Source organism: Pseudomonas sp. WP18, assembly GCF_036689585.1.
GTDB classification, from domain to species: Bacteria; Pseudomonadota; Gammaproteobacteria; order Pseudomonadales; family Pseudomonadaceae; genus Aquipseudomonas; species Aquipseudomonas chlororaphis_E.
This window is the reverse complement of record NZ_CP144758.1, coordinates 4,666,360-4,686,924: the sequence shown is the minus strand read 5'-3', so window position 1 is coordinate 4,686,924 and position 20,565 is coordinate 4,666,360. Positions and strand designations below refer to the sequence as shown.

Below are 20,565 nucleotides of genomic sequence, written 5' to 3'. Positions count from 1 at the left end.
TGCCGGGCGCTCGCCGTTTGCGCGAGCGCCCCACTGCGGGTTGTTCTGGATGCGTGTATTTAGAGAATCGGCCTACAGTCCCTGCTGTATTTCCTGACTTATTTCCCTTTTTATCCCCGGCAAAGTCTCGCGCTCCCTGAGCGCTGCGAGACGTCTGCCCATGTTCGACTGTTTTTGTCTGCTGATCCTTGAACGAGCGATGGCCTGATGGACCAGGTGAGTCGCGTCGAGCGGGCGCTCGACAGCTTCAAGGACACCCTGACGGTCTACCGCGAACAGCTCGAACGCTGGTACAGCCGGGCTGCGGACCGGGCCAGTCATGCCGCCGACGTGCCCTCGCTGATGGGCATGGAGCGACTGATCCGCTTCGGCGACAGCCTCACCGCGGTGAGCACCGGCGACGAAGATTTTCTCTCCACGGTCACCCAATGCCCACAGGGCGGGGTGATGACCATCGAGAGCAAGCTGGAGTCGGTGTACGACATTCCGTTGGGCGACATCGTGGTGCACGTGGTAGCGGTGGACACCGGCGAGGTCACGCCGGTCACCCTGGATGCCCAGGGCCTGGGCACCTTCAACGGCGAGGCGGGCAAGCGCTATCGGGTGCATGTCCAGGACGAGGTTTCACCGGCGCAGCTCCAGGCCCTGTTTTCTTCCTACGATGGCCTGAGCAAGGAGCTCACGGACTGGCTGCGCGGCGAGTGGCAGGGGTTCAAGCCTCAGTGGGCGCAGCAGTCTGCGGCCAACTCGGCGGCGGCGGTCGGCAATGGCCTGCTTGCCGGCAGTTGGGCAGCGATTGAAAGCGTGTGGGACAGCATCACCCTGCTCAGCGACATCCTCAAGGATCCTGCCCGGTTCCCTGACCGCCTGGGCGCCAGTGCCGCGCAGTTGCAAGACCTGGCGCAGGACGCGCCGCAGGTGATGGCCAAGCTGCAAATGCTGGCCAGCGACGAAGCGGCGCTGTTTCTGCTGGTGCGCACCGCCAGCCTCTGGCTGGAGATGTTGCCGCCCAGCGAAGTCGCCGGCGCAACCGCCGAGGCCATGGCGATGGGGGCGGTGCAACTGGTGATTGACCTGCTGATCGGGGTCGTCCTGACCTTTGCCGGCGCGGGTGCCGCAATCGCTTACCTGTCGCTGCGCCTGGTTCGCGTGGGGGAACGTGTGCTGGCAGCCGCCCAGCGCTTCGTCAGCGCGATGTTCGCCGTGGTCAACGGCTTCATCGTCTATGTGGACCGCTACAAGACCGTCGCGGCCCGAGGCGTTGCCAGCGCGGTGAAAAAGGGCCGGATGCAACTGCGTTGGGACGCCCAGCGCAACACCACGCTGAAAAAAAACGAAGTCCACGACGATGTCCCCGCCCAATCGAAGAACCCCAACGGTGACAGCGCCGACAGCGCGGCCCTGACCCGTACCAGCGGGTGCCCGGTGTCGATGGTCACTGGCGAAGAGCTGTTGACCCTGGAGGACGGCACGCTCGAGGGGCGCTTGCCGTTTATCTTCACCCGCCTGTACCGCACCAGCGCCGTTGAACTGGACATCGGCCTGGGGCGCGGCTGGAGCCATGCCCTGGCGCATCGCCTGCAACTGGAGGATGAGCAGGTCACCTGGATCGATCAGGAAAACCGCCGCACCACGTTCCCACGGCCCAATGCCCGGCGCCCGGCCATCCATAACAGCCTGGCGCGGGCGGCCATCTACCTGGGCAGCGAGCCCGACGAACTGATCATCGCCCAACCGGGCGAACGGGCGCCTTTCCTGCATTTTCGCGACGGTCACCTGGCCGCCCTCAGCGACCGCTACGACAACCGCCTGACGATCCAGCGCAACATTTACGGCGACATCTGCCGCCTGGACAACGGCGCCGGCCGCGCGCTGCGCCTGCGTTATCAACAGCGGCACCTGATGGCCGTCGATTACCAGTCTTTTCAGCCGGCCACCACCCTGGATGACCCTTGGCGAACTGAGCAGACATTGGCGTCCTACCGCTATGACGGACGTTTCCGACTGATCGAGGCGACCAATGCAGCAGGTGAAAGCGAACGCTACGACTACGACGACCAGCACATCATCCTCCAGCGGCAACTGGCCGGTGGCGCGAGTTTCTACTGGGAGTGGCAGGGCGTCGGGCAAGCGGCCCGCTGCGTACGGCACTGGGCTTCGTTCGCACAGATGGACAGCCGCTACACCTGGGGCGACGACGGCAGCGTCACGGTCCGGCACCTCGACGGCAGTGAAGAAGTGTACGTCCACGATGACCGCGCGCGGTTGGTGCGCAAGGTCGAGCCCGATGGTGGCGAACATCTCAAGGCCTATGACGAACAAGGCCGATTGGTGGCCGAGCAGGATCCGCTAGGGGCCGTCACCGAATACCGCTACGACGAAGTCGGTCAACTGGTGGCGCTGATTCCGCCTGTGGATGAGCCCACCTCCTACGAGTACCGCAACGGTTTCCTGCACGCCCGCACCCAAGGCACAGGCCGCGACAGGTCTGTCTGGACTTACCGGCGTAACGCCCAGGGCGACGTGGTCAGGTCCATCGACCCCGAAGGAAACAGCACTTTCTACAAATACGATGCCCGCGGCTGCCTGGTGGAGATCAGCCACCCTGACGGCAGTTTTCATGACTTCGCCTGGAACCCGCTCGGCCAACTGACGGAAGAGGTCATGCCCGACGGCAGTCGCCGGCGTTTTTCCTACGATGTGCTGGGGCGCTTACTGACCCGCCAGGACGAACACGGCGCCCTCACGCATTACCAGTGGGACCCCGTGGGCCGTCTGCTCAAGACGACCCTGCCCAACGGCGCCAACCGGGCCTGGACCTACAACGCCTACGGCAAGGTTACCTCCGAGCGCGACGAACTGGGGCGTGTCACCCGTTACGAATACGCCGATGACCTGCACCTGGTCAGCCGCCGGCGCAATCCCGATGGCAGCGAACTGAAGTACCGCTACGACTCGGCGCGGCTGTTGCTGACGGAAATCGAAAACGAATCCGGCGAAAAATATCAGCTGGACTACACGCCCAACGGTTTGATCCGACAACAAGTCGGTTTCGACGGGCAGCGTACTGCCTACGTCTATGACCTCAACGGCCACCTGCTAGAGAAAACCGAGCACGGCGAGGACGGCACGCAATGGGTCACCGCTTACCAGCGCGATGCGACCGGGCGATTGCTGGTCAAGACCTTGGCCGACGGCCAGGCGATCCACTATCGCTACGACGGCCGGGGCCGGCTGGTGCAGGTCGATGACGGCACCGATCATCCGCTGGCCTTCGAATACGACGCCCAGGACCGGTTGGTCGCCGAACACCAGGGCTGGGGCACCCTGCGCTATCGCTACGACCTCTGCGGGCGCCTCAACCACCTGCGCCTGCCGGATCACAGCCAGCTCGACTTCCACCACGCCAAGGGCGGTGCGCTGACCGCCATCGACCTCAATGGCAAGCGACTCACCGACCATCGATTCCAGGGCGGCCGGGAAGTGCAACGCCAACAGGGCCTGTTGCTCAGCGAATACGGTTACGACGAGCAGGGTCGCCTCAAGGCCCAGACTGTGTGGCAACACCAGCAGCAGCTGTTCTGGCGCGATTATGCCTACGACGCCAAGGGCAACCTTGAAAGCCTGGCCAACCACCGCAATCGCCGCCACTACCAGTACGACCCGCTGGATCGCCTGATCAGCATCCAGTATTCCCACACCGACCCGCCGGAACGCTTTGCCCACGACCCGGCCGGCAACGTGCTGCTGCACGACCGTCCGGGCCCGACCACCCTCAAGGGCAACCGCCTGCTGACGGAGGGGGACCGCCACTACGACTACGACGCCTTTGGAAACCTGATCCGCGAGCGCCGTGGCAACGTCCCCAACCTTGTCGCCGACTATCGCTACGATTGCCAGCATCGCCTGATCGGCGTTACCACGGCGGACGGTCGCGAAACGTCCTACCGCTACGACGCCTTCGGCCGACGCATCAGCAAGACCGTGGACGGCCTGACCACGGAGTTTTTCTGGCAAGGCGACCAGATCGTCGCCGAAAGCAGCCCGCGCCACCACCGCAGCTACCTCTACGAACCCGGCACCTTCCGCCCTCTGGCGATGCTCGACGGCAAGGGCCTGAACGCCTGCCCGTTCTACTACCACCTCGACCACCTGGGCACCCCCCAGGAATTGACCAACCACGCCGGCGAAGTGGTCTGGTCGGCGCGCTACACCGGCTACGGCAAACTCATCGCAATCGAGCACGGCGGCGGCCAACAACTCGAGCAGCCCCTGCGTTTCCAGGGTCAATACTTCGACCCGGAAAGCGGCCTGCACTACAACCGGCATCGCTACTACAATCCCGAGACCGGCCGCTACCTGACACCCGACCCGAGTAAGTTGGCGGGCGGGCTCAATGGGTATCGATACACCCTGAACCCGACGGGGTGGGTGGATCCGTTGGGGTTGCAGTGTCATTGTCCCGGTGATGTGGATGCCGATGGTCCATTCAGCGAAATCGTGCCGGGAGGCGGTTTGGCTGCCCATGAGGCTAGAGGTGGGCATCTGATTGAGAAACATGTAGGTAGAACCCATGCGCAACTAGCTAAAAGGATAGAGGCGGAGCCAGACATTCCAGCAGCTTCTACGTTCCCTGATCGAGCTACGGCTGAGTCCTCCGCTGCGAGAGCTTTAGCAGCAAACGAAAAGAAAATAGATAAGTTCTTAGCTAGTAAGAAAGGAAAAATGACGATTTCCCATACTTTTGGCCAGCCAGTAGGGAATAGTTTGCTCAATGGGCATGGTGAATATCTACCTGCATCGAAAGTGTTGCTGGTCTTGAAAAAGGATTCACAAAGACCAATAGGCTATTTTCTGTTAACAGGGTTTCCAGAAGTATGAATGCTGAATTTCCAGAGCTGCATGATTTTTTCGGTGCTTATTTTCACCAAGATTGGACAGTCGAACATGAAACTGCTGAGCAAGTTCTTGATGCATTTTTAGCGGAATCTGATCTCGAAAGTTTGAGGGCAGTTCAGCTAGAGCTCAATTTTTTTCTTCAGCGTAGGTGGAGTGAAGAGGAATTGCGGAAGTATCTGTTGAGGGAGCTGAGTTGTTATTACAGCTATTGGAACGCATGGAAGACGGGGAAGGCTTGGCTGCAACATATTGCTCGGAAGCTGAGTGATAAGATTAACCATTTTGTGTAGCCTGAATCCGCTGAGTAATGTTGAGTTTGGTTGCTAAATAGCGTTATGGGACCGCGGATCAGTAACTCTTCTTACACCGTGGCTTCGATGCATTCTGACGCCTCAGCCTCAACCAAATACAAACTCCCCCCCAAAATCTCCTTGGCATGATGCTTCGCCTGCGAAGCCAGTTCCGCCAGTTGGCTGGCATCCAACGCCTCGCAGGCGTCCGAACGCAGGTGCACGACGCCGATGGACAACGACAGCAGTGCAAACTCCTGGCGTACGCCCTGTCGATTCAACGCTGTGAAACAGCCGGCTTCCAGGTGTTCCGGGCGGTAGAAGCGGCGGCAGTGGGTCTGGAAGTCGGTCAGGAGTTGGTCCAGGCGTTTGCGCCAGTCTTCCGGGCCGAGGACCAGGAGGAAGTCGTCGCCGCCGATGTGGCCGACGAAGTCGCGACTGGGGTCGATGCGTTCGTTCAGGCATTGGGCCAGGCACAGCAGCACTTCGTCGCCGCGGCCGTAGCCGTAGATGTCGTTGAAGGGTTTGAAGCTGTCGATGTCCACGTAGCAGATCACCGACTCTTGGCGCTGCTGGAGCAGGCGCGTCAGGCATTGCTGGATCGGTACGTTGCCCGGCAGCAGGGTTAGCGGGTTGGCGTAGCGAGCCTGTTGGATCTTCAGTTCGGTGATCAGCTTAAGCACGTCGATCACCCGGCCCAGGCCCATGTAGCCGCCATTGAGGGTGATGATGAAGTCTTCTTCGATGCGCTGTCGGGCCCGGCTGGTGATGAGGCGGCTGACTTGCTGCAGCGATTGGTTCAACTCCACCGCGAGAAAATCATCGCTCATCAGCCGACTGATGGGCTTGCGGGCGAACAGGTCGGTGGCGAAGGGCTTGAGCAGGGCGTCCGAGAGTGAATGGCGATGAACGATGCCGCAGGGCTGGCCCTGGTCGTCCAGCACGGCCAGGGAATTGAGATTGGCCTGGCGCCGGAACGCGTCCAGCACGATGGCCGTCGGTGTGTTGTGAGCCACGGCCGGTTGTTCGTTGAGCAACGCGCCGAGGTCGTTGACTTCATCGGTCAGCGTCACCGCGCCGCCGTCCTGGCGGGGCATCAACGCCCGGGCATCGCGCGAAGGCTGTTCATGGGGACGGGCGAGCAGGTAACCCTGGACCAGGTCGACGCCCATTTCGATCAGCACCGCCAGTTCTTCCGGCAGTTCTATCCCTTCGGCAATCACCTGGGCCCGCGAGGTGCGGGCGATCTTCAGGATCGAGCCGACGAACTCGCGCTTGAGCGCATCCTGGTGAATGCCGTCGATGAAATGCCGGTCGATCTTCACATAGTCGGGGCGCAATTCGGACCACAGCCGCAGGCTCGAATAGCCGGCGCCCAGGTCGTCCAGGGCAATGGAAAACCCCATCGCCCGGTAGTGATGCAGGGCGGTCTGCAGCAGTTGGAAATCATCGATGGGGGTTTGTTCGGTCAGTTCGATCACCACCTGGCTGGGCGGGATGCCGTAATCCTGTAGCAGTTGCAACGTGCGCCCGGTCTCATGGGCCGATTCCAGGAGGGATTCGGGTGAGACGTTGAGGAACAGCTTGCCCGGCAGCTTTTGCTCGTTGAAGCGCTGGCAGGCGCTGCGGCGGCAGGCCAGTTCCAGTTCGCTGAGACGCCCGGCCTGGCGGGCGACGGAGAGCAGGGCGATGGGGGAGTGCAGCGGGCTGTTCGAGGGGCCGCGCGTCAGGGCTTCATAGCCGATGATGCGTCGTTCAGAGAGGCAGATGATGGGTTGGAACAGGCTGTGCAAACCGCTTTGAGCCAGAATTGAACTCAAGGCACTCAGCTGTTCTGTCGTGGTCATGGCGATCTCTGGCGATAAAAAAAGGACCGGGCGACCCCTGCCGGGGCGCCCCGTCCTGTATTTCACGACAGACTGATGTCATTTTGATGACAGCTCGACGAGTGTCACCATTAAATGGCCATCATCTTCAGTGTTTGGCGATCGCCGTGTTGAGTTTCAGGTAATCCAGCAGGATCCGCCCGGTCTCGCTCAGGTAGGCATCGTCTTCCGGCTTGGTTTTTTCCGGCTCGGTGATCAGGTCCTCGTCTTCTTTCTTCAGTTCCTTGAGCGGCTCTTCGCCCTTGGCCTTGCGACGCAGGTTTTCCATGGCCAGTTGCTTGGCCTCGATATCGGCGTGTTGTGCGCGACGGTCGGCTTCGTTGAGGGAGACGGTTTTCTCCAGCATCAATTTCTGCGCCAGGGCCAGCTTGTCACGGATGAACACGAACTCCGCGTCCTGGGCCGTGCGGCTGTCATGCTCGGCCTTGAGCTGGGCCAGGAACGGCTTGAACGGGTCAAGCTCGGGCTTGATCGCCGGCTTGATGGTGTCCCACGGCATCGCCTCGGGCAGGGCGCTTTCACCGATTTCCTTGGTGTCGATGATCGACGGGTAATCGATGTCAGGCAGCACGCCCTGATGCTGGGTGCTCTGGCCGGAAACCCGGTAGAACTTCGCCAGGGTCAGTTTCAGCTCGCCATGGTTGAGCGGCTGGATGGTCTGCACCGTGCCCTTGCCGAAGGTCTGGCCGCCGATGATCAATGCGCGGTGGTAGTCCTGCATGGCGCCGGCGAAAATCTCCGAGGCCGAGGCGGACAGGCGATTGACCAGCAACGCCATCGGGCCTTTGTAGAACGCACCTGGGTTTTCATCTTCCAGCACATCCACTCGGCCGTCGGCGTTACGCACCAGTACGGTCGGGCCCTTGTCGATGAACAGGCTGGTCAACTCGGTGGCTTCCTGCAGGGAGCCGCCGCCGTTGTTGCGCAGGTCGATGACCACGCCGTCGACCTTGTCCTTCTGCAGCTCGGTCAGCAGCTTCTTGACGTCGCGGGTGGTGCTCTTGTAGTTCGGGTCGCCGGCGCGGAACGCCTTGAAGTCCAGGTAGAAGGCCGGGATCTCGATAACGCCGAGCTTGTAGTCCTTGCCGTCCTGCTTGAGGTTGAGGATCGACTTCTTCGCCGCCTGCTCTTCCAGCTTCACCGCTTCACGGGTGATGGACACGATCTTGCTGGTCTGGTCGTTCGGCGCATTGCTCGCCGGGATGACTTCCAGGCGCACCACCGAGCCTTTCGGGCCACGGATCAGCTTGACCACTTCGTCCAGGCGCCAGCCGACCACGTCGACCATTTCCTTGTTGCCCTGGGCCACGCCGATGATCTTGTCCGCCGGGGCGACCTGTTTGGTCTTGTCCGCCGGACCGGCTGGTACCAGGCGCACGATCTTGACCTGGTCGTTGTCGCTTTGCAGCACGGCGCCGATGCCTTCCAGGGACAGGCTCATGTTGATGTCGAAGTTTTCCGCGTTATCCGGCGACAGATAATTGGTGTGCGGGTCGTAGGACATGGCGAACGTGTTGATGTACGCCTGGAAGATGTCTTCGGCACGGGTCTGGTCCAGGCGGGCCAACTGGTTCTTGTAGCGCTTGGTCAGGGTTTCCTGGATCTGCTTGGGCTCCTTGCCGGCGATCTTCATGCGCAGCACCTCGTCCTTGACGCGTTTGCGCCACAGGTCATCGAGTTCGGCGGTGCTCTTGAGCCAAGGGGCGTCCTTGCGGTCCACCAGTAAGGTTTCCTTGGCATTGAAGTCGATCTTGTCGACGCCCTTGTTCAGCTCGGCCAAGGCGTAGTCCAGGCGCGACTTCACGCGGTCCAGATAACGCTTGTAGATGATGAACCCGGCGTTCAGGTCGCCGCTCTTGAGGAAGTCGTCGAACTGGGTTTTCCACTTGTCGAATTCGGCGATATCGCTGGCCAGGAAATAACTGCGCGAGGGATCAAGCAGCTTCAGGTAGCTGTCATAGATGATGACCGAGCGCGCGTCATCGAGCGGCGGTTTGCTGTAGTGATGACGCTTGAGCAATTCGACGACGTTAAGGCTGGCGATCACCTCGTCGCGATCAGGCTGAAGCTTGTCCCAGCTGTTGGCTGCGAACGTATCGCTCGACAGTGGCAACAGGCCGAGGCCAATGACAAGCGCGAGGGCGGTGCTGGGGAACAGTTGCTTCATGCTGATTCGACGCAGGGACAATTGATAACGCATATTAGGCCGTCTTTGAAGTCGCCGGTTCCATGTGGCCCGGGCGCATAATGCAAGAAAGCCCGGCGTTACAGCAGCGGGCCCAGTCGAGACTCACTATGGAGGCACCGTGAAAGCATTGCAAGGCGTTGAAGGCCAAGTGGTATGGGCAGATGAGCCAAGTCCCGTGTGCGATGTAGGACAAGTGCGCATTCGTGTGGCGGCGGCTGGCTTGAATCGAGCCGATTTGTTGCAAAAAGCCGGGCATTATCCGCCGCCGCCCGGTGCCAGCCAGGTGTTGGGGCTGGAATGTTCCGGGGTGATCAGCGAGGTCGGCCCGGGCGCCTCCTGGCAGGTGGGCGACCGCGTCTGCGCGTTGCTGGCCGGCGGCGGCATGGCCGAGGAAGTGGTGGTCGACGGTCGCCATGTGTTGCCGGTGCCCGAAGGCCTGTCTTTGGCTGAAGCCGCCGCGCTGCCTGAGGTCTACAGCACCGCGTGGCTGAATCTGTTTCAACTGGCGGCGCTCAAGCCGGGTGAAAAAGTGCTGTTGCACGCGGGCGCCAGCGGCGTTGGTTCGGCCGCGATCCAGCTGTGCAAGGCGTTCGGCAACCCGTGCTGGGTCAGTGTCGGCTCGGCTGATCGACTGGCCTATTGCCAAGCGTTGGGCGCCCAGGGCGGCGTGGTGCGCACCGATGATATCGAGCGGCTGAACGACCTTGGCCCCTTCAACGTGATCCTCGATCCGGTGGGGGCGAGCTATGCCCAGCTCAACGTGAAACTTTTGTCAGTTGACGGGCGCTGGGTCATGATCGGGCTCATGGGCGGTCGCACGGCCGAGTTCGACCTGGGCCAGGTGTTGGGCAAGCGCATCCAGTTGCTCGGCTCGACCCTGCGCAGCCGCGACGATCAGTTCAAGGCCGACCTGATCAGCGAGTTGGGCCAGCAGGTCTGGCCGTTGTTCGCCGAGGGTCGCTTGAGTCCGCAGTTGGCCAAGACCTTTGCCATCCAGGATGCGGAGGCGGCGTTTGCGGAGTTGGCGACCAACCAAGTGTCCGGGAAGGTGGTGTTGGTGGTTGATGCGAGCTTGAGTTGAGTTTGGCGCCTGTGGGAGCGGGCTTGCTCGCGAAGACGGCGGTCCATCCGAAATCGATTCAGGCTGACCCACCGCTTTCGCGAGCAAGCCCGCTCCCACAGGGCGATTCAGGTTGTATTGCGTTCACTGCTCCCAACGTGGGCCGGGTTATTTCCAGGTGTGAATCGGCCATCCGGCGGCTTCGGCATGGGCCTTCAGGACCGGGTCCGGGTTGACCACATGGGGATGGTCCACCCGCTGCAACAACGGCAGGTCGTTGCGTGAGTCGGAGTAGAAGCTGGCGCCTTCGAGGTTTTCTTCCTCGGCGTCCAGCCAGTCCAGCAGCCGGGTGATCTTGCCTTCGCGGTAGGTCAGGGTGCCCACGGTCTTGCCGCTGTAGACCCCATGGGCCACTTCAAGCTCGATCGCCAGGACCTCGTCGATGCCCAGGCGTTCGGCAATCGGCTTGACGAGGTGCGTGCCCGAGGCCGAGATCACCAGGATCCGGTCGCCAGCCTTGCGGTGTTCGGCGATGGTACGGGTGGCGTCGCTGAAGATGATCGGCTCGATGACGTCCTCCACCCACGGCGCCACCAGGTGTTCGATTTCCTCCGGCGTGCGGCCGATCATCGGTTCCAGGCTGAAGTCCATGTACGCTTCCATGCGCAGCTTGCCGTGGCTGTAGGCGTCCATCAGTTCGTTGTTGCGCCGCATGAACGACTCGGGATCGACCCAGCCCAGGCGTCCCATCTGTTCGCTCCAGAGGGTGGCGCAGTCGCCGTGGATCAGGGTTTCGTCCAGATCAAAAATTGCCAGGGCCATCAGCGCGCTTCTCTCTTCAGAATCAACAAGGCCATCAGGCTACCTCACACAGGGCCGACGGATCGATGGAAAGCGCCAGGCGGGCGCCATCGGGGTGTAGGTCGGCGGCCGAGCGATTGAGCACGTCCACCACCAATTCCACGCCACGGGCCTCGACCCGATAGCGGATCACGTTGCCGAGCAGGCTGTGGCTACGGATCAGTGCGTTCGGTTCGCCGTTGCGACTCAGCTCGATGGCTTCCGGGCGAATGGCGATGCGCCCGTTCACTGGCCGCTGCAACAGGCGGCTGGCGCTGTCGGCGTCCAACAGGTTGTAGTTGCCGATGAAGCCGGCGGCGAACACATCGACGGGCGCCGTATACAGGGTTTCGGCATCGCCGCTCTGTACGATCTTTCCCTGGTTCATCAGGAAAATCCGATCAGACATGGTCAGTGCTTCTTCCTGGTCGTGTGTGACGAAGATCGTGGTCAGGCCGAGTTCGCGCTGGATCTGACGGATCTGTTCGCGCAGGTGCTTGCGAATCCGCGCATCCAGGGCCGACAGCGGTTCGTCCAGCAGCAACAGGCGCGGGCGGGTCACCAGGGAGCGGGCCAGGGCGACACGCTGGCATTGGCCACCGGACAACTGATGGGGATAGCGCGCGGCGAAATCGTGCAGCTCCACCAGGCGCAGGATCTCCAGCACCCGCTGGCGGCTGTCCTGGGCCTCGACCTTTTGCATGCGCAGGCCGAAGGCGACGTTCTGTTCGACGGTCATGTTGGGGAACAGGGCGTAGCTCTGGAACACCATGCCGATCCCGCGCTTCTGCGGGCTCAGTGGGACGATGTCCTGGCCGTCCAGCAGGATCTGGCCGGCGTCCACGGCGGTCAGGCCGGCGATGCAGCGCAACAGCGTGGACTTGCCGCAGCCGGACGGGCCGAGCAGGGTGACGAACTCGCCCTGGCCGATCTGGCAGTTGATGTCGCTGAACACCGGCGTGCCGGCGTAGGTCTTTTGCAGGTGTTGGACGCTGACGTAGCTCATTGGCTTTTGTCCTTGTTCAAGATGTTGGCCGCCCAGGTCAGGACCAGTACGAAGAAGAAGTAGGAAATCACCAGCGCGCTGGTGAAGTGTCCGCTGCTGTTGCGCATGTTGTTGAGGTAAACCTGCAAGGTTTCATAGCGGGTGCCAACGAGGATGTTGGCAAACACGAACTCGCCGAAGAGGAACGAGAACGACAGCAGCAGCGCTACCATCAAACCCTTGCGCAGGTTTGGCAGCACCACCAGCACGGCCGCCTGGAACGTGCTGGCGCCGAGCAGTTGGGCGGCGTCCATCAGGTCACGCAGGTTGATGGCTTGCAGGTTGTTGGTGATCGCCCGGTACATGAACGGCAGGGCCACGGTGAAGTAGCAGCCGATCAGGATCCAGGGCGTGCCGACCATCGCCAGCGGTCCGGAGCCGTAGAGTTGCAGCAGCCCTACCGACGACACCACCGGCGGCACCGCGAAGGGCAGCAGGATGAGGATGTTCATCAGCGCATCGAGTTTCGGGAAGTGGTAATGCACCACGAACAGCAGCGGCAGGATCAGCACCACCGACAGCACTAGCGCGCCCACGCAGACGATCAGCGACTGGCCGAAGGCGCTGAGAAAGCGCGGGTCGCTCCACAGCTGCACGTACCACTTGAAGGTGAAGCCCGCCGGCAGCACGGTGGCCGACCAACTGCTGGCGATGGAGTACACCAGCGTGCCGGCCAGGGGCAGCAGCAGGACGGCGAACAGCAGGTACACCACCGCCCGATGATAAAGCCCGGCGGGGCTCGATTCAGCGCGAGACATGGTAGCTCCTCTTGAGTAGCAACTGATGGACGATGGTCACCAGGGTCATCAGCGCCACCAGCACCACGGCCAGGGCGCTGGCCAGGTTCGGGTCCAGGGAGATGTCGCCGGAAACCATCGCGGCGATGCGGATTGGCAGGACGTTGAAGTTACCGGTGGTCAGCGCATAGACCGTGGCGTAGGCGCCCAGGGCGTTGGCCAGCAGGATCACGAACGTGCCCAGCAACGCCGGGGTCAGCACCGGCAAGCCGATGTGCCGCCAGAACTGCCAGCCGTTGGCGCCCAGCAGTTCGGCGGACTCGCGCCAGTCTTCGCGCAACGCGTCGAAGGCCGGATAGAGCAGCAGCACGCCCAGGGGGATCTGGAAGTAGGTGTAGAGGATGATCAGCCCGGTTTTCGAATACAGGTTGAAGTCCTCGATAATCCCCGCCTGCTTGAGCATGAGGGTGATGCTGCCGTTGAAGCCGAGCAGGATGATGAAGGCGAAGGCCAGGGGCACGCCGGCGAAGTTGCTGGTCATGTTGGCGAAGGCGTTGACGAAGTTGCGCAGCCGCGAATCGACCCGGCGCAGGGAGTAGCTGCCAAGCACGGCGATGATGATGCCGAATACGCTGGACCAGAAACTGATCTCCAGGCTGTGCTGGATCGCCTGCAGGTAGAACTTGGAACTGAAGATCTTGCTGAAGTTGGCCAGGCCCCAGCCGAACTCTTCCGATTCCAGGCTGTTGACCAGCACCCAGACCAGCGGGGCGATCTGGAACACGATGAAGAAAATCGCGAAGGGCACCAGGCACAACGCTGCCAGCCATTTGCCGCGCGTCATGGCGTTCACTTGAGTAATTCCTGGCAATAGGGTTTGTCGTGGTCGATGCCGAGCAACTGGCACACGGTGCCGCACAGTTCGAGCTGCCGGGGCGTTGCGGCGGGGTCGAGGCTGAAGCCGTCACCGAGGACGAACAGCGGCACTTCCCGTTCTTCGGCCAGCAGGCCGTTGTGGGAGCGGTCATTGTTCATGCCGTGGTCGGCGGTCACCAGCACCTGGTAGCCGGCGTCGAGCCAGGCTTGCAGGTAGACCGCCAGGTTGATGTCGGCCGAGCGGGCGCTGTTGCGGTACTGCGGCGTGTCGAGGCCATGCTGGTGCCCGGCGTCGTCGATGTTCATCGGGTGCACCAGCAGGAAGTTCGGCTGGTGGCGTTGGCGCAGGTGTTCGGCGTCGGCGAACAGGTGCGAGTCGGGGTAGTGGTCATTCCAGTAGAAATGCCCGTATTGAATGGGCAGCCCGGGGTTCTCGACATGCCGATCCCGACCGGCTGCGAACGGTGAGGCGTTGTAGAGCTCGCTGATCCAGTGGTAGGCCGCGGCCGCCGTGCTCAGGCCCGCGTCGGTGGCGTAGTGGAAGATGCTGCGCTGGTTGGACAGGCGCGAGACGTTGTTGTGCACGATACCGCTGTCGATGGGCGCGACGCCGGTGAGGATGCATTCGTAGAGTGGGCGGGACAGGGCCGGCAGTTCACATTCCAGTTTGTACAGCGCCGCGCGTCCTGCGCCGACATAAGCCTGCAAATGTCCCATGGCGTGCCGGGCGACTTCGTAATTGAGGCCGTCGAGCAGCACCAGGATGACGTTGTGCTTCATGGATACCAAAACTCCGGATGGACACCAGAAAACTCGGATTCACCGCAGGTCCAATGTGGGAGCGAGCTTGCTCGCGATGAGGGCGTGTCAGTCGACATCAATGCTGGCTGATACACCGCTATCGCGAGCAAGCTCGCTCCCACAATTGGATCTTCGTTGGATATCCGAGCGGGGCTGACTAGCGCCTCACTGCATATTGATGATCACTTCTTCCTGCCATTTCTGTGGCAGGGCCTTGGAGGTTTTCTCCCAGGCGTCGGCGTCCTTGATCGGCGTGACGTGCTTGTACTGCTCGTTCGGCAGCAGCTTGGCCTTGACCTCTTCCGGCAGGGTCAGGTGCTCGGCGCGGATCGGCCGGGCGTTGCCCTTGGCCAGGTTGATCTGGCCGGCGTCGCTGAAGATGTATTCGCGGGTCAGCTTGGCGGCGTTCGGGTGCTTGGCGTATTTGTTGATGATGGTGGTGTAGCCGGAGATGACCGAACCATCGGACGGGATCAGCACGACGTAGTCATCCGGGTTGGCCATCTTGGCCTTGTAGCTCAGGCCGTTGAAGTCCCAGACCACGCCGACTTCCACTTCACCCTTTTCCATCGTGGCGATGGTCGGGTTGGCCATGGACAGGCGACCTTGCTTGGCAATCTCGGCAAACATCAGCAGGGCCGGTTGCAGGTTCTTCTCGTCGCCACCGTTGGCCAGTGCGGCGGCCAGCACGCCGTTGGCGGCCTGGGCGGCGGTGCTCACGTCACCAATGGAGACCTTGTACTTGCCGCCCTTCAGGTCAGCCCACTTGGTCGGTACGTCGGAGCCGTGCAGCAGTTTCTTGTTGACGATGAATGCGATGGTGCCGGTGTAGGCCAGCGCCCAGTTGCCATCCTGGTCCTTGGCCCAGGCCGGGACCTGGTCCCAGGTGCTTGGCTTGTAGGGTTGGACCACACCCTGCTTGACCGCGATAGGGCCGAAGGCGGCACCGACGTCGCCGATGTCGGCGCTGGCGTTGTCTTTCTCGGCGGCGAACTTGGCGATTTCCTGGGCCGAGCTCATGTCGGTGTCAACGTGCTTGAGGCCGTATTGTTTCGCCAGGTCTTCCCAGGTGCCTTTCCAGTTCGCCCAGTCATCGGGCATGCCGACGCTGTTGACGGCGCCTTCCGCTTTCGCAGCGGCTTCCAACGTTTTCAGATCGGTATCAGCGGCCATGGCGGCGGTGCACATGGCAATGGTCGAGCCTAACAGTGATGCCAGGAAAAGCTGTTTCATCCGAAGCTCCTATGGGCGTTTTCAACGCTGCGATTGCGGTTGTGTTGGTCTAGGTCAGCAATACCTGAGCCAATGTAGGCGAGCCCTGTGACATTTTGATGTCGGCGCCGCGGGGGCCGGCAAATCCCAGGTGCGTGCGGGTTGGCCACCGAGTAAGCGTAGACCATGGTTAAACAGCTGATTTGAAAGGACTTGGCCGGTTGTTTGCACAGTGCAAGGCCTACCGTTCGGCGCCTTTGTCATCTGCCAGTCATGTGCAATGCCTAGGCTTGCTGGAAGAAGCAGCGGGGTCGCCAGGTGGGCGATCGCGCCCCGGAACAGTGCTGGTCTAGTCCAGATAGGTAACGTTGATGCGCATCGATGCAACCAAGGCGGTGACAGCCATCGGACAGGTCCTGCAAGAGCAGCTCGACCATGGGTTGCTGGCGCCGGGTAGCAAGCTACCGGCCGAGCGCAAGCTCAGTGAGTTGTTTGGCACCACGCGCATTACCGTGCGTGAAGCCTTGCTACAGCTGGAAGCCCAGGGGCAGATTTATCGGGAAGAGCGCCGGGGCTGGTTCGTCTCGCCCCCTCGGCTGGCCTACAACCTGATGCAGCGCAGCCATTTCCACGCCATGGTCACGGCGCAAGGGCGGGTGCCTTCCACCCAGGTGATCTCGGCGCGCCTGCAACCGGCCTCGGCGGCGGTGTGTGCCTGGTTGCAGTTGCCGGCGCTGTCGAGCGTGATCCAGATCTGCCGGGCGCGGCGTATCGATGAGCGCCTGGTGTTGTACGTCGAGCATTACCTGAACCCGCAGTACTTTCCGGGCATCCTCGAATTCGACCTCAACCAGTCCATGACCGAGCTGTACGCCCGGCACTACGACCTGCACTACGGTCGGGTGAAGTTCGAAATCGTGCCCACCTCACTGCAACCGGAAGCCGCGGCGGCGCTGAAGGTGTCGGTGGGCAGCCCCGGGTTGCGCATTGCTCGGGTCAACTACGACCAGCATCAGCGGCTGATCGACTGCGACCTGGAGTTCTGGCGACACGATGCGATCCATGTCGGCGTCGACGTGCCGGAGCAACCGGCGCAGACCTGAGGGCAAGGTCAGAGCGACTCGTTGAGCTTGGTCAGGATCTTGAACACCACCGTGGCGAGGATCAGCAGCATGCCGATCCACATGGCAAACACGCCGACGTTCTTGTCACGGAAGTTGAAACCGATGGCCAGCAGGATCATGCCGGCGATGATCGGCACCAGCATGGCATTGAAAGCAGACATCGAGATCATGGCGACGGCCTTGTCGGAGAGGGCGATAAGGTCAGTCTAGTTGGGGTTTGGCTGGGGTGTGATGATCCCAGTCAGTGCCTTGGGTCGAACGCTGTTGTGGCGAGGGGATAAATCCCCTCGCCACAGGGAATCGTTCTGATCAGGGCAATTCGCGAGACGCATAGAACGCGCTCAACACCTTCACCAGGTGCGCCAGGTCATGGCTGCCGCACAGTTCGCGGATCGAGTGCATGGCGAAGGTCGGCAGGCCGATGTCCACGGTGCGCACGCCCAGCTGGCTGGCGGTGATCGGGCCGATGGTCGAGCCGCAGCCCATGTCGCTGCGCACCACGAAGCTTTGCACCGGGACTTCTTCGGCCATGCACAGGTGGCGGAAGAACCCGGCGGTTTCGCTGTTGGTGGCGTAGCGCTGGTTGCTGTTGACCTTGATCACCGGCCCGGCGTTGAGCTTGGGGCCGTGGTTGGCGTCGTGCTTGTCGGCATAGTTGGGGTGTACGCCGTGGGCGTTGTCGGCCGACACCAGCAGGGATTTCTGAATGGTGCGTACGAACTCTTCACCTTCCGGCAGCAAGCGACGCAGGGTCTGTTCCAGCATCGGCCCGTCGGCGCCACACGCCGAGCAAGAGCCGACTTCCTCGTGGTCGTTGCACACCAGCACGCAGGTTTCTTCAGTGTCGGCATTGAGCAAGGCTTGCAGCCCCGCATAGCACGACAGCAGGTTGTCCAGGCGCGCGCCGGCAATGAAATCGCCGTGCAGACCAATGACCGCGGCACTTTGGGTGTCGTAGAAACTCAACTCGTAATCGAGCACCACGTCGGCGTTCAGGCCGTGTTCGCGGGCCAGTTGATCGGTGAGCACGGCGCGGAAGTCGACGCGTTCGTCGCCGGCGAACTGGGCGAGGATCGGCGGTAGCTCGTTCTGCGGGTTGATGGCCCAGCCCTGGTTGGCTTCGCGATTGAGGTGGATGGCCAGGTTCGGAATCGTCGCGATCGGTGCCTTGAAGTCGATCAGCTGGCTCTCGACCTTGCCATCGCGGCGGAAGGTCACGCGCCCGGCCAGGGACAGGTCGCGGTCGAACCACGGCGCCAGCAACGCGCCGCCGTAGACTTCCACACCCAGTTGCCAGAACCCATGGCGTTGCAGTTCCGGTTGCGGCTTGACCCGCAGGCACGGGCTGTCGGTGTGGGCGCCGACCAGGCGAATGCCGTCATGCAGCGGGGCGTTGCGACCCAGCTTGAAGGCGATGATCGAGGAGTCGTTGCGCGTGACGTAGTAGCGACCGTTGGCCTCGGTGGTCCAGGTGTCGCGTTCGTCCAGGCGCTGGTAACCCGCCGCCTCCAGGCGTTGGGCAAGGCTGGCGGTGGCATGGAAAGGGGTGGGGGAGGCCTTGAGGAAGTCGATCAGGCCCTGGTTCAACTCTGCGCGCATAAGTAACTCCAGACAGCAATGGGCGGCAGTTTACCCCATCGACCGTCTGCATTGCAGGCACAATCCCGGCGATGCGAGCCTCGCCGGTGTCTTGCTCGCCATCAGCCCGAAGTGGCGACTCGCTCGCGCAGGTGAGCCATGATCAGGGCCTTGTCCTGTGGCCTGGACGGTTCCGGCAGGTCCCGTGGCCAGCGTTCCAATTGGCCAAACAGCCGCTGCTGGCGCTGTGGGTCCAGGCGCTGAATTTCCCGTGCGGCCGAATCCCACCAGTGATGCCGGCAGAGGTCGTAGTACGGATGGCTCGGCGCCGCGCTGCCATACAACAGGTCGCGGCCGATCTTGCGCGCCGCGCCGCGCTGGTTGCGCAACTTCCACTTGATTGTCAGGCGCCGCCAGGCCGTCGGGAACGGCTTGCTGCGCGGTACTTCATGGCAGCGCTCCACCAGCGCTGGCCTGAAGGCTTCGCCGTGCTGGGCGAAGAAGTGTGCCTGCATGGTGTGGAAGAAGCGCTTCTCGGCGAAGTAGTGATACACCTGCCGCCTGGTTTCGCGCACGGTCGCGTGTCGCAAGCCGAACGAAATGGCGATCTGCTCGATGGTGTGGATGTCGAAGCCGCCTTCGGTCCACTGATCGATCCGTTCGATGGCCTGGGCCAGCAGGCCTGCATCGTTGTCGGTCACGCCGCACAAACCGCTGTTGTAGAGCTTGAAGCCGTTGCCCCGGTTCACGCCGTGGGCGGCCAGGTGCGTGCCCAGTCGACGGTAATCCTCGCGCTCGCAGACGTAGTCCCAGTCGTACTCGAAGCTGTCCATCAGGTACTGCCCCGGCTGGATCTGCTGGAACAACAGGTCGGGGTCGTCGAGGAACAGCGTATCGGTGTCGACGAACAGGGTCTTTTGCGCCAGCGTCAGGCCCGCTGCGATGGCGCAAGCCTTACGACGGTGAATGTAGCCATGCTCGCCCTGCCATTGCGCCAGCCGTTCGGCACTCAGGGCAAGGGTCTCGACCGGCCAGCCCTGGAAGTCCTCGGGGCGGTCGGTGAGAACCCGGATGCGCGGCAGGGTCGACGGCTTGCCGTGGGCCAGGGCGGTCAGGATGCTGAACTTGGCCTCGTGGCGGTAGACGTCCTGGTCGCCGTAGACCAGGTAGAGCAACTGGTGGGGGACTTTGTCGACAGGGGTTTCGTGTAGAGCCATAACCGGATTGCCAAACCTTAAATCGAGGGGAGCCATCTGTTGTGTACCGCGGTGCTCAGAAGGGTGCCGGGCATTCGAAGCGCAGGCGTTCGCCGCTCAGTGGATGGGTGAAGCTCAGCATGCTGGCGTGCAGGCACAGGCGTGGCCAGGCGGCCAGGGCTTGCGGGTGGGCGTAGAGCCCGTCGCCCAGCAACGGATGACCGATGGAGAGCATGTGCACGCGCAACTGGTGCGAGCGCCCGGTGATGGGGGTCAGTTCGACCCGGCACCAGTCGCCGCAGCGCTCCAGCACGCGCCAGAACGTCAGGGCGTGCTTGCCGTGTTCGTGGTCCACCACGTGGCGAGGCTTGGTCGGCGGGTCGTAGCGCAGCGGCAGGTCGATGCTGCCACTGTCCAGCGCCGGTTGGCCCCAGCACAGGGCGGTGTAGGCTTTTTCGGTTTCGCGGTCATGAAACTGCCGGGACAGTTCGCGATGGCTGTCCGGATCGCGGGCCAGCAGGATGATGCCGGAGGTTTCCCAGTCCAGTCGGTGCACGATTCGCGCTTCCGGATAGCCGTTTTCTTGCAGGCGGGTGATCAGGCAGTCCTTGTTGTCGTCGGCCCGACCGGGCACGGACAGCAGCAGGGTCGGCTTGTCGACCACCAGCACGGCGGCGTCCTGGTGGATGATGCGAATGTTGGACAGGGGCATTGCAGACAGTCTCTTTACAAACGCCAACGGCGGCTCGGGCCCGGCCCTCGTGGGAGCGAGCTTGCTCGCGAAGGCGGTGGCACATTCAAGATCAATGTGTCTGGAAAACCGCGTTCGCGAG

At 62.3% G+C, this 20,565-nt stretch carries 16 protein-coding genes; 4 read left to right on the top strand and 12 right to left on the bottom strand.

The genetic code is table 11. The annotated features are described in order from the left end of the window. Nucleotides 1–207: 207 nt before the first annotated feature. Both V5F23_RS20745 and V5F23_RS20740 read left to right on the top strand, forming a co-directional pair. Complete coding sequence (locus V5F23_RS20745; RefSeq protein WP_042728940.1) at nucleotides 208–4,881, top strand: RNase A-like domain-containing protein; 4,674 nt, start codon at nucleotides 208–210, stop codon at nucleotides 4,879–4,881. Then, nucleotides 4,878–5,189 carry a contact-dependent growth inhibition system immunity protein gene (locus V5F23_RS20740; RefSeq protein WP_080922035.1) on the top strand — a complete coding sequence of 104 codons (312 nt, stop codon included), beginning with the start codon at nucleotides 4,878–4,880 and terminating at the stop codon, nucleotides 5,187–5,189. The genes V5F23_RS20745 and V5F23_RS20740 overlap by 4 nt, the downstream gene beginning before the upstream one ends. 71 nt (nucleotides 5,190–5,260) lie before the next feature. On the opposite strand, the gene V5F23_RS20735 is transcribed toward V5F23_RS20740, so the two are convergent. Together V5F23_RS20735 and V5F23_RS20730 are read right to left on the bottom strand one after the other, a co-directional pair. Then, the gene (locus V5F23_RS20735) at nucleotides 5,261–7,036 is read right to left on the bottom strand and encodes a bifunctional diguanylate cyclase/phosphodiesterase (protein ID WP_123578377.1); all 1,776 of its coding nucleotides are present in this window, start codon (nucleotides 7,034–7,036) and stop codon (nucleotides 5,261–5,263) included. A gap of 127 nt (nucleotides 7,037–7,163) precedes the next feature. Further along, the gene (locus V5F23_RS20730) at nucleotides 7,164–9,242 is read right to left on the bottom strand and encodes a carboxy terminal-processing peptidase (RefSeq protein WP_185057641.1); all 2,079 of its coding nucleotides are present in this window, start codon (nucleotides 9,240–9,242) and stop codon (nucleotides 7,164–7,166) included. Nucleotides 9,243–9,381: 139 nt separating this feature from the next. On the opposite strand from V5F23_RS20730, the gene V5F23_RS20725 reads away from it, so the two are divergent. Next, on the top strand, nucleotides 9,382–10,344 hold the full coding sequence (locus tag V5F23_RS20725; RefSeq protein ID WP_042728943.1) for a zinc-binding dehydrogenase: 963 nt from the start codon (nucleotides 9,382–9,384) through the stop codon (nucleotides 10,342–10,344). A gap of 147 nt (nucleotides 10,345–10,491) precedes the next feature. Here V5F23_RS20725 and V5F23_RS20720 read toward each other — a convergent pair whose 3' ends face one another. The 6 genes from V5F23_RS20720 to V5F23_RS20695 form a co-directional block, all read right to left on the bottom strand. Continuing rightward, nucleotides 10,492–11,145, bottom strand: coding sequence for an HAD family hydrolase (locus V5F23_RS20720; protein ID WP_042728944.1), 654 nt, complete (start codon nucleotides 11,143–11,145; stop codon nucleotides 10,492–10,494). A 34-nt stretch (nucleotides 11,146–11,179) separates the two neighbouring features. Then, nucleotides 11,180–12,169 carry an ABC transporter ATP-binding protein gene (locus V5F23_RS20715; RefSeq protein ID WP_338496400.1) on the bottom strand — a complete coding sequence of 330 codons (990 nt, stop codon included), beginning with the start codon at nucleotides 12,167–12,169 and terminating at the stop codon, nucleotides 11,180–11,182. Then, nucleotides 12,166–12,966 carry an ABC transporter permease gene (locus V5F23_RS20710; RefSeq protein ID WP_047736488.1) on the bottom strand — a complete coding sequence of 267 codons (801 nt, stop codon included), beginning with the start codon at nucleotides 12,964–12,966 and terminating at the stop codon, nucleotides 12,166–12,168. The genes V5F23_RS20715 and V5F23_RS20710 overlap by 4 nt, the downstream gene beginning before the upstream one ends. Next, entirely contained in the window at nucleotides 12,953–13,789 is an 837-nt protein-coding gene (locus tag V5F23_RS20705) for an ABC transporter permease subunit (RefSeq protein ID WP_338498975.1), read from the bottom strand. Before V5F23_RS20705 ends, V5F23_RS20710 begins: the two co-directional genes overlap by 14 nt. A 5-nt stretch (nucleotides 13,790–13,794) precedes the next feature. Further along, complete coding sequence (locus tag V5F23_RS20700; protein ID WP_047736487.1) at nucleotides 13,795–14,601, bottom strand: alkaline phosphatase family protein; 807 nt, start codon at nucleotides 14,599–14,601, stop codon at nucleotides 13,795–13,797. A gap of 186 nt (nucleotides 14,602–14,787) precedes the next feature. Then, complete coding sequence (locus tag V5F23_RS20695) at nucleotides 14,788–15,855, bottom strand: ABC transporter substrate-binding protein (protein ID WP_042728949.1); 1,068 nt, start codon at nucleotides 15,853–15,855, stop codon at nucleotides 14,788–14,790. Nucleotides 15,856–16,205: 350 nt separating this feature from the next. Between V5F23_RS20695 and V5F23_RS20690 the strand changes: the two genes are divergently transcribed. Beyond that, nucleotides 16,206–16,937, top strand: a complete 732-nt coding sequence (locus V5F23_RS20690; RefSeq protein WP_042728950.1) for a UTRA domain-containing protein — start codon at nucleotides 16,206–16,208, stop codon at nucleotides 16,935–16,937. Nucleotides 16,938–16,945: 8 nt separating this feature from the next. Here V5F23_RS20690 and V5F23_RS20685 read toward each other — a convergent pair whose 3' ends face one another. From V5F23_RS20685 to V5F23_RS20670, 4 genes are all read right to left on the bottom strand, one after another. Further along, nucleotides 16,946–17,128 carry a hypothetical protein gene (locus V5F23_RS20685; RefSeq protein ID WP_003179103.1) on the bottom strand — a complete coding sequence of 61 codons (183 nt, stop codon included), beginning with the start codon at nucleotides 17,126–17,128 and terminating at the stop codon, nucleotides 16,946–16,948. 139 nt (nucleotides 17,129–17,267) lie between these two features. After that, nucleotides 17,268–18,557 carry a M18 family aminopeptidase gene (locus tag V5F23_RS20680; RefSeq protein WP_042728951.1) on the bottom strand — a complete coding sequence of 430 codons (1,290 nt, stop codon included), beginning with the start codon at nucleotides 18,555–18,557 and terminating at the stop codon, nucleotides 17,268–17,270. A gap of 101 nt (nucleotides 18,558–18,658) precedes the next feature. Beyond that, nucleotides 18,659–19,753: a hypothetical protein gene (locus tag V5F23_RS20675; RefSeq protein WP_042728952.1), complete on the bottom strand. Its 1,095-nt coding sequence runs from the start codon at nucleotides 19,751–19,753 to the stop codon at nucleotides 18,659–18,661. Between the two features lie 55 nt (nucleotides 19,754–19,808). Beyond that, nucleotides 19,809–20,444: an RluA family pseudouridine synthase gene (locus tag V5F23_RS20670; RefSeq protein ID WP_042728953.1), complete on the bottom strand. Its 636-nt coding sequence runs from the start codon at nucleotides 20,442–20,444 to the stop codon at nucleotides 19,809–19,811. Nucleotides 20,445–20,565 lie beyond the last annotated feature (121 nt).

Coding starts and splice junctions, on each gene's coding strand:
- V5F23_RS20745 (WP_042728940.1), top strand. CDS start 208: ATGGACCAGGTGAGTCGCGTCGAGCGGGCGCTCGACAGCTTCAAGGAC.
- V5F23_RS20740 (WP_080922035.1), top strand. CDS start 4,878: ATGAATGCTGAATTTCCAGAGCTGCATGATTTTTTCGGTGCTTATTTT.
- V5F23_RS20735 (WP_123578377.1), bottom strand. CDS start 7,036: ATGACCACGACAGAACAGCTGAGTGCCTTGAGTTCAATTCTGGCTCAA.
- V5F23_RS20730 (WP_185057641.1), bottom strand. CDS start 9,242: ATGAAGCAACTGTTCCCCAGCACCGCCCTCGCGCTTGTCATTGGCCTC.
- V5F23_RS20720 (WP_042728944.1), bottom strand. CDS start 11,145: ATGGCCCTGGCAATTTTTGATCTGGACGAAACCCTGATCCACGGCGAC.
- V5F23_RS20715 (WP_338496400.1), bottom strand. CDS start 12,169: ATGAGCTACGTCAGCGTCCAACACCTGCAAAAGACCTACGCCGGCACG.
- V5F23_RS20710 (WP_047736488.1), bottom strand. CDS start 12,966: ATGTCTCGCGCTGAATCGAGCCCCGCCGGGCTTTATCATCGGGCGGTG.
- V5F23_RS20705 (WP_338498975.1), bottom strand. CDS start 13,789: ATGACGCGCGGCAAATGGCTGGCAGCGTTGTGCCTGGTGCCCTTCGCG.
- V5F23_RS20700 (WP_047736487.1), bottom strand. CDS start 14,601: ATGAAGCACAACGTCATCCTGGTGCTGCTCGACGGCCTCAATTACGAA.
- V5F23_RS20695 (WP_042728949.1), bottom strand. CDS start 15,855: ATGAAACAGCTTTTCCTGGCATCACTGTTAGGCTCGACCATTGCCATG.
- V5F23_RS20690 (WP_042728950.1), top strand. CDS start 16,206: ATGCGCATCGATGCAACCAAGGCGGTGACAGCCATCGGACAGGTCCTG.
- V5F23_RS20685 (WP_003179103.1), bottom strand. CDS start 17,128: ATGATCTCGATGTCTGCTTTCAATGCCATGCTGGTGCCGATCATCGCC.
- V5F23_RS20680 (WP_042728951.1), bottom strand. CDS start 18,557: ATGCGCGCAGAGTTGAACCAGGGCCTGATCGACTTCCTCAAGGCCTCC.
- V5F23_RS20675 (WP_042728952.1), bottom strand. CDS start 19,753: ATGGCTCTACACGAAACCCCTGTCGACAAAGTCCCCCACCAGTTGCTC.
- V5F23_RS20670 (WP_042728953.1), bottom strand. CDS start 20,444: ATGCCCCTGTCCAACATTCGCATCATCCACCAGGACGCCGCCGTGCTG.